Raw genomic sequence first — 13,108 nt, forward strand, 5'->3', positions numbered from 1 at the left:
GTGCCGCGGTCTCCGGCGGCCGGTGGGCGTCCGGTGGCGGCGAAGACCAGGCAGGCGCCCAGCGCGAACACGTCCGCCGAGGGGTGGGGCGGCCCGCCGCGCCAGCGCTCCGGCGCCACGTAGGCGCGGGTGCCCAGCACCGAGGCGGGGCGGGTGATCGGCTGCTCGCCGGAGATCCGGGAGATCCCGAAGTCGATCACGCGGGGGCCGTCGGCGGTCAGCATCACGTTGCGCGGGGTGAGATCCCGATGCACGACTCCACTGTGGTGGATGCTGGCGAGCGCCTCGGCCATGGCCAGCGCCAGCGACCGCACCGTGTCGGTGGGGAAGCCGGAGTCGAACACCTCGACGGCCTCCCACAGCGACACCCCGGGCAGGTAGTCGGTCGCCAGCCACGGAGGGTCGGCGTCGACGTCGGCGCGCAGCACCGGGGCGGTGAAGAGGCCGTTGACGGCGCGGGCGGCGCGCACCTCGCGGGCGAAGCGGAGGCGGGCCACGGAGTCGGACACCAGGTCCTCGTGGATGACCTTGACGGCGACCTGGCGGCCGGTCCACGACGTGCCGAGGTAGACCACGCCCATGCCGCCCTCGCCCAGCCGGCCCACAAGCCGGAAGCGGCCCACGCGGCGCGGATCGTTGGAGCCCAACGGTTCCACGGTCCCACCTCACTATTCCCGCCGAGGCGACCCTCGCGGCGGGAAGCTCACGGCCAACGGGACCGGTCCGTTGCGCGATGCTGGAGGATTGTCCTGCCCAACGGATCTCGTCGCGGAAGGTCGGGTTCGGCAGATGCCTCGTCGACTCCTTGTCTCCATTGTGACGGTCACGTCTCTGTTCGCCGTGACCGGATGTGGCATCGGTGAAGCCGTGATCGCCCACCCCGGCGCCGAGGCCAAGGCGGTGCTGGACGACGCCCTGGATGACCTGGGTCAGCGGCCATCCCTGTCCTACACCGGCACGATCGCGCGCATCGACGGTGAGCACGACGCGGCGTCGGTGCGCGTGGACGTGTCGCGCGCGGGTTCGGCGTACGGCAAGGCGACGATCTCCGGCACCAGGGCCAAGATCATGGCCGCCGACGGGATCTCGTACGTGTCGGCCGACAAGAGGCTGTGGAAATCCGACGACGCCTCGGCGCGCACGGCCGCGAAGATCGGCCACGGTTGGAGCCCGGTGGACCCCGACGAATGGTTCGCCCCCGGCAGCGAGCTGGCGCCGAAGAAGTACGCCGCGACGCTGAAAACCGTGCTGCGCGACGCCGACGCCTTCGACTCCTGGCTTCCCTCACGGGTCGATCGCCACGGCAAGCCCTGCTACCCGGTCCCGGTCGGCAAGGGCACCGTGTTCGTCGGCGCCGAGTCGCCGCACACGATCGTCGGCGTCAAGCACCTCACGGTGCCGCACGGCGACAGCCACGGGGCCAACGCCACCCTCGACCTCGACGTCTCCACAGTGGCTAAAGGCGCCCTGTCGAAGTGGTACGGCGAGCTGCGCGGCGCGGTCGGAAAACTGTCCACGGTGCACGCCCAGGGCGACATCGGGATGTCGATCAGCAGCGACTACTTCAACTGCGCCTACACCACCTGCTACTTCTACGCCTACCTGGACACCTCCGACCTCGGAGACGGCCTCAAGGTCGCCAAGAAGGTCACCGCCGAGTTCCACGGCATCGCCAAGGCGACCTCGGCCGGGACCGAGGACTGCTACGGCAAGGTGACCGTCAAGGTGGGCAGCGGCAAGCTCGCCCACTGCACCGTGACGTTCCATCTGAGCGGGGGCTCCCAGACGGTGAAACCGACCTGGGAGTCCAGCGGCCTGTTGACCTTCCATCCCGACACCAAGCGGCTCAAGGCCCACGTGGCGTCGGAACTGAAGGACCTGACCTAGTCGTCGTCGGCGTCGCCGAGGTGCACGGCGGGGACGGTGCCCATGCGCCCGGCCTGGAAATCCTCCATGGCCTGGATGATCTCGGCGCGGGTGTTCATGACGAACGGGCCGTAACGCGCCACGGGCTCCCGCAGCGGCATCCCGCCCAGCAACAGCACCTCGTACTGGCCGGTGCGGCCGTTCTGTTCGTCGCCCGCGGTGAGCGTGATCGAGTCGCCGGGGCCGAAGACCGCCAGGTGGGCGTCGGGCAGCGGCCGACTGTCCGACCCGGCGAAGCCGTCTCCGGAGAGCACGTACGCCATGGCCGAGAAGTCACGGCTCCACGGGACGGTGAGTCGCGCCCCGGGGGACACCGAGACGTGCGCCAGGGTGATGGGCGTATGGGTGACGCCGGGGCCCGCGTGTTCGCCGATGTTCCCCGCGATGAGCCGGACGAGCGCGCCGGCGTCGCCGGACGTCAACAACGTCAGGTTGCCGCCGGTGATGTCCTGGTAGCGCGGCTTGGCCCACTTGTTGGTCGTGGGCAGGTTCACCCACAGCTGCACGCCGTTGAAGTAGCCGCCCTTCATGACGAGCTCCTCGCTGGGCAGCTCGTCGTGCAGGATGCCCGCGCCGGCGGTCATCCACTGGGTGTCGCCGTCGGAGATGACGCCGCCGCCCCCGTTGGAGTCGTGGTGGACGAAGGTGCCGTCCATCAGGTACGTGACGGTCTCGAAGCCGCGGTGCGGGTGCCAGGGGGCGCCCTTGGCCTCCTGGGGCTCGTAGGCGGCCAGCATGTGGTCCAGCAGCAGGAACGGGTCGGCCTGGGACACCGCGGCGGTCGGGAACGGCCGTCGCACCGGGAAGCCCGCGCCCTCGAGGGTGCGCTGCGAGTCGACGACCTTGGCCACCGGCCGGGCCGCGGCGTCGGCGGGCACGGTGATGCGGGGCAGCACCAGGATGTCGGGTGCGGTGACGGCTGGCATGACGACTCCTTGACGGCAATGGTTGGCGCGGATGCGACGCCGACTCCAACCGTGCCGCCCCCGTTACTATTCCCGCCGCTTGGCCAGCTCGCTCAGCTTCTGGTGCACCGCCGGCACCAGGTCGGCGGCGTCGTCGTGGGCCACGGTCAGCTCGACCTGGGTGGGGCCGTCGGCGGCGGAGAAGCCGCCGGCGCGGTCGGCGTCCAGGACCACCCGGGTGGCCCGGGCGTCGGTGACGAAGGCCAGCTGCAGCGCCGAGAAGGTGCCGCGGAACTCGCCGGCCGCCCAGTACTCGATCTTCTGGTGGAACGGCAGCGCCGAACCCGACAGCGCCCCGGCCTCCAGATCGGCGCGGTGGAAGGCGAATCCCAGCCGGTCGATGGCCTGAAGCACCCGCGACTGCGTCGCCGTCGGCTCCACATTGAGCGGATCGAGGTCGCCCTTGTCGACGGCGCTCTTCAGCCGCAGGGTGGTGGCCACCCCGAGCTCCATGCCGGTGAGGCGCTGGCCCGCCAGGGCCGAAACCGGCGTCTCCCAGGGCAACTCGACGCTCAACGGCACCGAGTGCGCGGCGCCGGCCGGGAGCGCGAAGGCCCCGGCGGCGTCGACGCTGTGGAAATCGAAGGTCTTCTTGGCGCCGCTGCCGAGGTCGACGACCGCGGTGAACTCCAGGCCGACGCCCTGGACGTGGTGGTCGCCGGAGCCGCCGTTGAACCTCACCTCGCCCCGCAGCGTCCCGCCGGGGGCCACATGGGACTGCGACAGCACCGTGTCCACGGTGACGCCGGCGGCGAACGCGGAGGTGAGCTTGCGAAAGACCATGGGGGATGGGGACCTTTCTAGCCGGCGACGCCGCGACGCTGCGACAGCTGCTCCAGCTGGGTGCGGATCTGGTCGGTGAGGTCGTCGGTGGTGTCGTTGGGCACCGTGAAGCGCTGGTACACGTCGTTGCCCGGCGCCGTCAGGCTTCCCGTGTTACCGGTCTGCAGGAGGACGTCCGTGGTGGAGGCGTTGGTCAGGAAGGTCATCTCCAGGTTGGGCAGCTTGTCGCTGAACTCGCCGCCGGTCCAGTACTCCAGTTCCTGGTAGAACGGCATGTGGGACCCCGAAACCGTCCCGGCTTCCAGGTCGGCCTCCTGCAGGACGAAACCGAGCGCCTCCAGGGCCTCCAGGGCCTTGGTCTGGGCGGCCAGCGGCTCCACGGTGAGGGGGTCGAGGTCGCCCTTGTCGATGGCCATGTCCAGGGCCAGCTCGGTGGACACCCCGAGCTTCATGCCCACCAGCGGGCGTCCATTGTAGGTATTGATGGGGGTTTCCCAGGGCGTCTGTACCTCGAACGGCACCGAGTGGGTGGTGCCCGCCGTCAACTGGAACGGGCCCGACACCTGGGCACGGAAGAAGTGGTACGTGGCGGCGTGCTCGGCACCCTTGGCGTCCTCTTCCACCAGCGCGGTGAACTCCAGGGTGATCGACTCCACCTTCTGGTCGACGTCGCCACCGTTGAACGTGACCTCGCCGCGCAGGGTGCCGCCGGGAGCCAGGGGTTGCTCGCTGAGGACGGTGTCCACTGAGACTCCCGAGCCCATGATCCCCTTGATAATGCGCAAAACCACGGGGCGAATCCTTTCTCGAACCTGAGGGGTGGACAACAGCCTAATGGTGACTGTCACGCCCCGCGCAGCGGCCGGAGGCGGGACTTTACGTTCGTATGGGTCGGCAATCCTTCGTATGTACGAGGTGCGCCGCGGGCTCGGAAGCTAAGGTCAAGGACGCCGCAAGGGCCACGAAGCGAAAGGGATCGAACCGTGTCGAATCCGCCCAGCCGGGGCAGCCGCACATGACCGGTCCGTGGATTGGCGTCGCGATCGCGTTCGCCGGGGCGTTCGCCTACGCCCTGGGCGCCGCGATCCAGCAGGTCGACGCCGTGGCACTGGGGGCCAGCCGGGCGCTGATGCGTCGGCCGCGCTGGTGGCTCGGGGGCGGCATCAGCTTCACCGGGGCCTGCCTGCACGCCGTGGCGCTCAGCATGGCGTCGCTGACCATCATCCAGCCCATCAGCATGACCACCCTGGTGTACGCGGTGCCCCTGGCGGCCCGGATGCATCGCCGCCGCCCCCGCAAGGCCGAACTGATCGGCTCGGCGGCGGTGTCGGTGGGCCTGGCGGGCCTGATGCTCATGATGCCCGTCAGCCATTCCACGCCCCACCTGTCGAACGGCGTCGCCGTGCTGTTCCTCGTCGGCGTGCTGGTCTTCGTGGCCGTGACGCAGATCGCCGGGCGCTTCGCCGACGGCCCGCACCGGGCGCTGTGGTTCGCGCTGGGCGCCGGGGTGGCCACCGGGACCGTGTCGACCTTCGTGCGCCTGGTGGGCGCGGGCATGCAGTCCGACCTGTCGCGGGTGCTGGACTGGTTCACCATCGTGATTCCGGTGATGCTGATCCTCGCCACCGTCCTGTTGCAACGGTCCTATGCGGTGGGTTACTTCGGCATCGCCTACGCCGCCGCCCAGACCGCCGACCCGGTGGCCTCGGTGCTGGCCGGCGCGGGGCTGCTCGGCGAGCCGCTTCCCACCCAGGCGTCCCTGATCGGGCCCGCGCTGGCGTGCGGCGTCCTGCTGGTGGCGGGCACGATCATGTTGGGGCGCAACGCCCCCGACACCGGCCACCACCACGCCCCCCAACCCGAACCCGAGCTGGTGGGCGCGGCGCGGTCGTCCGATTAGCCGGCGAATCCCTGGAAGATGGACGTGAATTCGTAGTCCGACTGCGCGATGCCGCTGCAGTCGGGGCGGACGCCGCCCGCGGCGCAGCCGCCGTTGTCGCGGCCGATCGACCAGAAGCGGATGTAGCCGATGTGCTTCGATCGCGCCCAGCTCAACAGGCTCCTGGCGTTGTCCTGTGTGGTCACCATGCCGGAGTCGTTGTCGCCGATCATCGGCGTGACGCCCAGGTGCGCGGCGAGCTGGTCGTCGGAGTAGTCGGGCCAGATCTGCTTCATCTGGCCCAGGGTGGCCTGCGCGGCGTCGATCATGGCCTGGCCCCAGTCTCCGGTGTAGCCGAAGTCCATCACCATCGGGTTGACCGACACGTCCAGGCCCTGGGAGGCGGCGTCCTGCAGGATGGACACCGAGGACGGGTCGATGCCGTAGTCCTGTCCCTGCACCCGAAGCGTGTAGCTGATCGTGGTGCCGCGGTCGTCCTGGAGCCGCTTGAGCGCGGTGTTGACCATCGCGGTGGGTATCGAGGCCTCCACGTCGACGTCGAGGTGGTTGCTTCCGGTGGCGTCCAACACCTTGGTGTAGGCGCCGTAGAGGTCGTCGGCGGAGGAACAGGAGTTCTCCAGGTACGGGCCGGCCGCGCCGCCGGACGACACGACCACGTCGCCCCCGGCGTCGTGCAGGGCCTTGACCTGGTCGATCACGGAGGCGTCGTTGAGGTCGATGGTGCCGCCCCAGGCGGGGGCGCACCCGGCGGCCGAGCCGAGGATGAACGCCAGCGTGAAGGTCTTCTGGCCGGTGGCGGACGCCACGTCGGTCAGTTTCGGGGTGTCGCGGGTGATGTCGATGTAGGGGGCCACCGGAAAGTCGGCCGCCTCGGTCGATTGGTGGTGGGACGGTGGCGCGTCGTCGGCCGCGGCGGGCAGCGTCGTGGCGGCGACGGCCAGGCCCACCGCCAGTGCCGGGGCGATGATGGCGAGGCGTTTGGGGAGCATGGGACGTTCCTTCAATAGAACCGTTTACATTCTTATCTAATAACGTAGGCGAATGTATCGATGCGCGCAAGATTCCCGTGCCCGCCGCCGGATCCCGGATCGCGACGCCGGTCAGTGACATGGCACTCTCTTGGGGGTCCTTCAGGCGTACGCCGCAACCACCGCGCCGCGGCAGGCGTGCATCATAAGAAGGTTGTTTCAGTCCAATCACGGAGTAAGCGTGCGTGTTCGAGATCTGCTGGGGGAGCGCTACCGGCTCGAGGAATTCGTCGACGGCGGAGCCATGGGCGAGGTGTGGAAGGCCACCGACACCCGCCTGAACCGCACCGTGGCGGTGAAGGTGCTGCACGCCTCGCTGTCGGGATCGTCGGCCTTTCGACGACGCTTCGAGGCCGAGGCCCGCTCCGCGGCGGCGCTGCGCGCGCCCGGCATCGTCAACGTCTACGACTTCGGCGAGGACTCCTCCGACGACGGCGGCTCGGTCTCCTTCCTCGTGATGGAGTTCGTCGAGGGCCGTCCACTGTCGGCGGTCATCGCCGAGAAGGGACGGCTCAGCCCCGGAGACGTGATGGCGATCGTGGGCAAGGTCGCCGTGGCGCTGGAGGCCGCCCACTGCGGCGGCGTTATCCACCGCGACGTCAAGCCCGGCAACATCCTGCTGACCGCCGAGGGCTCCATCAAGGTGGTGGACTTCGGGATCGCCCGCGCGCAGGGCGAGGCCGGTCTGACCAGCACCGGCCAGGTGATGGGAACCGTCGCCTACGTGTCCCCGGAACAGCTGTACAACGAGGACCTCACCGGCGCCTCCGACATCTACTCGCTCGGCGTGGTCGCCTACGAATGCCTCACCGGCCACAAGCCCTTCGCCGCCGACGCGCCCGCCGCCGTGATCCGCGCCCAGCTGCACGAGACCCCGCCGCCGCTGCCCGCCAGCGTCCCGCGCGACGTGTCGGACCTGGTGATGCGTTGCCTGGAAAAGGAACCCGGCGAGCGCTGGTCCAACGGAACCGAGCTGGCCGCCGCCTGCCGCGCGCTGGCCTCCCAGCTGCCCCAGGGCGACTCCACCGAACCCATGGACGCCACCGACCTGCCGGAAGGCGACGACTCCACGGTGCGGATGGCCGCGCCCGGTCGCGCCTCGATCAGCACCACCCGCAACCTGCCAGGCGTCTCGCGCGAGGCGGAACTGGCGCTCGAGGCGGGGCCGAACCGCAAGCGCCGCAAGCTGATGGTGGTGGCGGCGGTGATCGCCGCGGCCTTGCTGCTGCTGGGCGTCACCGCCGGTGTGCTGTTGTCCATGTCGAACCCCGACAACCACCGCCCCAACGACAAGGCCGAGCAGAGCGAGCACCAGAAGTCCAGCGACCCGAACGACAACTCCACCGGCCAGGGCGACACCCAGGGCACCGGCGACTGGTCGTCGAGCGGCTCCTCCAGCTCCGAGAGCTCGGGCTCGTCCTCGGACGACACCACCCCGCCCGACTCGCACAGCTCCAGCAAGCCCCACACCACCAGTCCCTCGCCCGGCGGCTCCACCACCGGCGGCGGTGGCGGCGACAACGGGCTGCTGGACCAGCAGTGAACCCACCCGCCGAGGTCCTGCTCGTCGGGGCGAACCCGATCGTGCGGCTGTTCGACGGCGACCGGCCGACGGTGTTCGCCTCGGTATGGCGGGTGGACTGGTCGACGCGGGGAAGCGGCGCCGCCGTGGTGCTGTGGCACGCCGACCGGGTGCGGGTCCTGGGCACCGACGAGGCGCTGGCGGCGTGGCTGGCGGAGGACTTCACCCGCCATTTCCCCGAGGCCGCCGGCCTGGCCTGGGACGCGTCACCGGTGGAGATCACCGACATCGACCTGCGGCTCGACCTCGACAAGGGACTGTCGGTGACGGCGGCCGACGTCCGCGTCGACATCGCCGAGGTGTTGGCGCGCCGCGCCTTCGCCACCGACTCCTTCGCGCTGAACGGGGTCGCGCACGGGCTGTCGCTCGTGCTGGCGCCCGCCGCCCGCGCCTCCGTCGTCATCGACGGCCGCGCCGTGCCCGGCGAGGTGCGGGTCACCGACGACCCCGATCGCCCCGCGTCCTCGGCGTTCCTCACCGGGGCCGAGGTCTGGACCCGGCCCCGGTAAGGCGAATCAGCGACCCACGACGGCCAGCAGGGCCCCCGACAGGTCCGCCGCGGGATCTCCCGAGGCCCCCTCGTGGCGCCACGCCACGTAGCCGTCGGGACGGATCAGGACCGCGCCGTCGGCGCCGACCGTGTAGGAGTCGGCCCACTTGCCGTCCACATCGGTCAGGTCGTCGCCAATGCCGAACGCCCGCAACGGTATCCCGGTGTCGGCGGCGACCCGTTTGGCCGCCCGCTTCCACGCGTCGCCCTGGTCCCCGGTGAACAGGACGAACGACTGGCTGAACAGGTCGTGCGTCGACATCCGCTCGCCGTCGCGCTCCACCCACAGGTGCGGCGCCCGGATACCGGGCTGCCCGTGCAGGTCCAGCGTCTCGCCGAACACGGTGTCGGCGTCGGGATCGACGATCGCGTCCGACCAGTACCGCTGACCGAAGCTCCACAACAGATCGTCGGTCTTGTCCTTCTCGGGGTCCCCACCGGCGCGGTGCGCCTGGCGCTCCTCGGTGAGCCGCATCAGATCCATGGCCAGCGGGTGGCGCTCGGCGTGATAGCTGTCCAGCAGGCTCGCGTCCGCCCAGCCGTTGACCACCCCGGCCAGCTTCCACGCCAGGTTGTAGGAGTCCTGGATGCCCGTGTTGGCGCCGATCCCGCCCGCCGGCGACCACACGTGCGCGGCGTCCCCGGCGAAGAACACCCGGCCGCGCTGGTACTCGTTGGACACGGCCACCCCCTGCGCCCACGGGGTGGTGTCGTGGATCTTCACCTCCAGGTCGGCGTCGCCGATGGCGCCGCGCACCAGCTCGACGCAGCGCTCCACCGGGAAGTCGTCGGGCGTCTGGGTCTGTGGGTCGTACGCCACCGCCATGCTCCAGCGTTCGGGATCGGCGGTGGTGGTGAGCACGCCGGTGCCGATGGTGTCGTTGACGATCCACCACAGGATGGCCCGTCGCTTCACGTAGCGCGCGATGTCGGCGGAGAACGCCATGGCCATCACGTTGTAGACCACGCCGGGGCCGGTTCGCTTGATCCCCAACTGTTCCCGGATCGCGCTGCGCTGCCCGTCCGCGGCGATCAGGTAGTCGGCGCGGATCGTGCGGCGCCGGCGGCTGGCGCGGTCCTCGGTGACGGCGGTGACCCCGTCGTCGTCCACCTCCAGCGACACCATCTGGGTGTTGCGCCGCTGGTCGGCGCCGTGATCCGTGGCCGAGGCGATGAGCGCCGGTTCGACCGCGCTCTGGTCGGCCAGGTTGAAGCCGGACGGCGAGATGTCCGGGTACATCAGCGGCGACTCCGGCGGGAACAGCCACATCCACTCGTCGGCCAGCGTGGTGCAGCGGGCGCCGCCCAGGTCGCCGGCGAACGGCGCCCCGGCCGCGTTCACCTCGTCGGCGATGCCCAGTGAGCGGTAGATCTCCATGGTGCGGGGGTTGATGCCCCGGGCACGCCCCTGAATGGACACCCCCGGGTGGCGATCGACCAGAATGGACTCCACGCCCAGGTGCGACAGGAACAGCGACGCGGTGAGTCCCGCGTAGCCGCCGCCGATGATCAGGACGGGGGTGTGTTCGTCGTAGGTGTTCACTGCTCTTCCTCTTCTTCTTCGGGAGGGTTGAATGTGGACGCCACCTCGTAGAGCCATTGCTCGTCCCAGGTGAGCCGACCCGATTCCAGGTCGGCGATGACGGTGCGCGTCCAGTTGAGTTGGGCCTCCAGCAACTGCCGCTCGTACTCGTCGTCGAGCAGAAAGAGCCGGGGGATCGCGGTGGCCTGGGCCATGGTGTTGTCGAATTCGGCGATGGTGTCTTCCAGCGCGGAGGCGCGGATGCGCAGCTGTTCGGCGGCGTCGGTGGGTTCCAGCGCCATCAGGTGTGACACCGCGACGGGGAACTCCGGGAAATCGTTGTCGGTCTCGACCAGCATTTCGCGAATCCACTCCACCGCGGTGCGGCGCCCGGCGTCGGTCAGTTCGTAGACGGTCCTTTCGGGACGGTTTTGGGTGCGGGTGGTCTCGTGCACCCGGATCAGTTCGGCACGCAGCAGTCGCTCGATCACCTGGTAGACGCTGGCGCGCTGGCGGATGTTGACGACGCGGTCCTTGCCTCGCTCCCTCATGAGTATCTGGAGGCGGTAGGCGTGCATGGGCTTCTCGGCGAGGGTGCACAGCACCGTCAGTGCCAGACCGGAACGGCGGATCGGTGACGTCATAGTGATGACATTACTAGTTATGTTCTAACTATGCAAGTCTCTGTGGCGTCTTTCTGGCGTCACGATGTCGGTTCCTATGATTTGATGTATGTCCAACAACAAGACCGAAGTCAGTTTCTGGTTCGACCCGGTGTGCCCGTGGGCGTGGATGACCTCGCGCTGGATGCTCGAGGTGCAAAAGATCCGCGACATCTCGGTGCGCTGGCGGGTGATGAGCCTCCAGGTGCTCAACGAGCCCAAGATGGACGAGCTGCCCGAGGGCTACCGCGCTCGGGTGGCCAGCGGCGAATGGTGGAAACCGGTGCGGATCGTGGCCGCCGCCGAGCAGAAGTTCGGCAACGAGGTGATCGGGGACCTGTACACCGCCCTGGGAACCCGCTTCCACAACCGCGGCATGGACCACGGCCGCGAGACCTTCGTCGAGGCGCTCACCGAGGCGGGCCTGCCCGCGGACCTGGTCGACGCCGCCGACACCACCGAATACGACGACGCCGTGCGCACCTCGCACACCGCGGGCATCACCTTGGTGGGCCAGGACGTCGGCACCCCCGTGATCTCCGTTCCCGGCTCCGACGGCGAGCCCGTGGCGTTCTTCGGCCCCGTGGTGACGCCCGCCCCCAAGGGCGAGGCGGCGGGACAGCTGTGGGACGGCACGCTGCTGGTGGCGTCGACCCCCGGCTTCTACGAGCTGAAGCGCACCCGCACCGCCGAGCCGATCTTCGACTGACGCGACGGCGGCCGCGCCGGGCGGCCTTACCCGGCGCGGCCGTGACTCGCGTGATCTTGTTGGCGACCTGTTGCGCGAAACGGCGGGCGCCACATAGTTTGGTCGACATGACGAAACGCCACGACGGCGAGATCTCCAAGTCCGCGGCCATCGCGGGTCTGTCGAACCGCCGTGCCCGCGCGGTGCTGCGCATGTTGTTGGACGGCAACCACCGCTTCGTGGGCGGCAGGCCGCTGTATACGCGGGACATCTCCTCGGCGCGCGCCGCCGCCTCCGAACAGCGGCCCGTCGCGGCCGTTTTCACCTGCGTCGACTCCCGCGTGACCGCGGAGTCCCTCTTCGACTGCGACTTCGGCCAGCTCATCGTGGTGCGCACCGCGGCCCACGTCCCCGACCGCGCGGCGGTCGACTCGCTGGTGTTCGCGGTGGACCAACTGGACGTCCCACTGGTGATCGTGCTGGGCCACGAGCGTTGCGGCGCGGTGAAACTGGCCATCGACGCGGTGCGCGGCGGCGACAAGGACGCGGGCTTCCTGGTGGAGAGCCTGCGCCAGCCCGCGGCGCGGGCGCTGCGCTCGGCGCCCGACGACCCGTACACCGAGGCCATGCGGCTCCAGGTGAGCGACACCGTGGAGCGCCTGACCGAACGCGAGGACCTGCGCGCGGCCCACATCGCCGGTGCCCGCTACGACCTGGACGAGGGCACCGTCCACATGCTCAAGTAGCGAGGCGTCGTCCCTCTACCGCGGGGGATACTGCCGCGGCGGCGGAGGCGGCCCCGGCAGCGCCTGGGGAGGCGGTGGCATGCCGGGCGGCGGTGGGGGGTTCTCGTCGTCCCTGGGCGGCTTGGGAACGGGCGGAGGGGCGTTCTTCAGCTTGTCGCCCGCGCGCTCCATGAGGCGCCCCGTGGCGGCCAGGAACTTGCCCGAGATCTTCTTGGCGCCGTGGCCCATGCGCTGGCCCACCGACGGCCCCTGCTCGCCGTTGCCGACGGGCGGCGGGGGAATCGGCGCCCGCCCCGCGAAGTCCCCGGGCAGGGGCGGCAGCGGTGGCGACACCTGCCCGCGCGGCGGAGGCGCCATCCCCTGCGGGGCGAGCGGAGGAGGCGGTTGCTGCGGTGGCGGCGTGTAACCCGTCGCGGTGGTGGGGATCTTCGACACGGACGGGCCCGAGGGCGGCGGCGGTGGCGCCGCGTAGGAGGGGGTCTGCGGCGGCAGGCTGAAGCTCGGCGCGGCGGGCGGCGCCGACACTGGCGGCGCCGCAGATCCTTGCGGCCCTTGGGAACCTGACGTCGGCGACCCCGAGGCCAGCTGCGCGTGCGCCGCGCCCGCGGGCTGCGGAGGGATCACGATCGCGCCAGGCGGGGGATAGGAACTGACGGGCGGGGCGGGCATCGGTACGGCGCCCGGCGGTGGTGGCTGCATGGGAGGAGCCGACGTCGGCATGGCGCCAGGCGGCGGGGTGCCCCCTGGTGGTGGGGC

General features: G+C 70.3%; 13 protein-coding genes and 1 pseudogene. 6 read left to right on the plus strand and 8 right to left on the minus strand.

All coding sequences use genetic code 11. The features are described 5' to 3' along the window. On the minus strand, nt 1-656 hold a 656-nt coding region (locus tag VE172_RS07775; RefSeq protein ID WP_324799486.1), incomplete at its 3' end, for a serine/threonine-protein kinase. A gap of 211 nt (nt 657-867) precedes the next feature. Here VE172_RS07775 and VE172_RS07780 point away from each other — a divergent pair. Continuing rightward, nucleotides 868-1,887 (plus strand): hypothetical protein, encoded by a 1,020-nt coding sequence (locus VE172_RS07780; protein ID WP_324799488.1) that lies wholly within the window; start codon nt 868-870, stop codon nt 1,885-1,887. Here VE172_RS07780 and VE172_RS07785 read toward each other — a convergent pair. The 3 genes from VE172_RS07785 to VE172_RS07795 form a co-directional block, all read right to left on the minus strand. Then, a complete protein-coding gene (locus tag VE172_RS07785) occupies nt 1,884-2,852 on the minus strand; it encodes a pirin family protein (RefSeq protein WP_324799491.1) in 969 nt (322 codons plus the stop codon). The two genes, VE172_RS07780 and VE172_RS07785, sit on opposite strands and share 4 nt — an antisense overlap. Nucleotides 2,853-2,918: 66 nt before the next feature. Continuing rightward, a complete protein-coding gene (locus tag VE172_RS07790; RefSeq protein WP_324799494.1) occupies nt 2,919-3,674 on the minus strand; it encodes a sporulation protein in 756 nt (251 codons plus the stop codon). 17 nt (nt 3,675-3,691) lie between these two features. After that, nucleotides 3,692-4,465, minus strand: a complete 774-nt coding sequence (locus tag VE172_RS07795; RefSeq protein ID WP_324799497.1) for a sporulation protein — start codon at nt 4,463-4,465, stop codon at nt 3,692-3,694. 224 nt (nt 4,466-4,689) lie between these two features. Here VE172_RS07795 and VE172_RS07800 point away from each other — a divergent pair, with 224 nt between their 5' ends. After that, nucleotides 4,690-5,574 (plus strand): DMT family transporter, encoded by an 885-nt coding sequence (locus VE172_RS07800; RefSeq protein WP_324799499.1) that lies wholly within the window; start codon nt 4,690-4,692, stop codon nt 5,572-5,574. Here VE172_RS07800 and VE172_RS07805 read toward each other — a convergent pair. Beyond that, nucleotides 5,571-6,563: a chitinase gene (locus VE172_RS07805; protein ID WP_324799502.1), complete on the minus strand. Its 993-nt coding sequence runs from the start codon at nt 6,561-6,563 to the stop codon at nt 5,571-5,573. The two genes, VE172_RS07800 and VE172_RS07805, sit on opposite strands and share 4 nt — an antisense overlap. Before the next feature lie 220 nt (nt 6,564-6,783). Between VE172_RS07805 and VE172_RS07810 the strand changes: the two genes are divergently transcribed. Further along, nucleotides 6,784-8,145: a serine/threonine-protein kinase gene (locus VE172_RS07810; RefSeq protein WP_324799505.1), complete on the plus strand. Its 1,362-nt coding sequence runs from the start codon at nt 6,784-6,786 to the stop codon at nt 8,143-8,145. Beyond that, on the plus strand, nt 8,142-8,693 hold the full coding sequence (locus VE172_RS07815; RefSeq protein ID WP_324799508.1) for a hypothetical protein: 552 nt from the start codon (nt 8,142-8,144) through the stop codon (nt 8,691-8,693). The genes VE172_RS07810 and VE172_RS07815 overlap by 4 nt, the downstream gene beginning before the upstream one ends. Nucleotides 8,694-8,699: 6 nt before the next feature. Here VE172_RS07815 and VE172_RS07820 read toward each other — a convergent pair whose 3' ends face one another. Both VE172_RS07820 and VE172_RS07825 read right to left on the minus strand, forming a co-directional pair. After that, complete coding sequence (locus VE172_RS07820; RefSeq protein ID WP_324799511.1) at nt 8,700-10,277, minus strand: FAD-dependent monooxygenase; 1,578 nt, start codon at nt 10,275-10,277, stop codon at nt 8,700-8,702. Next, complete coding sequence (locus tag VE172_RS07825; RefSeq protein WP_324799514.1) at nt 10,274-10,900, minus strand: PadR family transcriptional regulator; 627 nt, start codon at nt 10,898-10,900, stop codon at nt 10,274-10,276. Before VE172_RS07825 ends, VE172_RS07820 begins: the two co-directional genes overlap by 4 nt. 88 nt (nt 10,901-10,988) lie before the next feature. On the opposite strand from VE172_RS07825, the gene VE172_RS07830 reads away from it, so the two are divergent. Continuing rightward, nucleotides 10,989-11,627 (plus strand): mycothiol-dependent nitroreductase Rv2466c family protein, encoded by a 639-nt coding sequence (locus VE172_RS07830; protein ID WP_324799517.1) that lies wholly within the window; start codon nt 10,989-10,991, stop codon nt 11,625-11,627. Nucleotides 11,628-11,734: 107 nt separating this feature from the next. Further along, on the plus strand, nt 11,735-12,352 hold the full coding sequence (locus VE172_RS07835; protein ID WP_324799520.1) for a carbonic anhydrase: 618 nt from the start codon (nt 11,735-11,737) through the stop codon (nt 12,350-12,352). Nucleotides 12,353-12,367: 15 nt separating this feature from the next. Here VE172_RS07835 and VE172_RS07840 read toward each other — a convergent pair. Beyond that, nucleotides 12,368-13,108: pseudogene (locus VE172_RS07840) on the minus strand (hypothetical protein); the annotation flags it as partial.

This window comes from Stackebrandtia sp. (genome assembly GCF_035643755.1).
In the GTDB taxonomy this organism is placed as follows: Bacteria; Actinomycetota; Actinomycetes; order Mycobacteriales; family Micromonosporaceae; genus Stackebrandtia.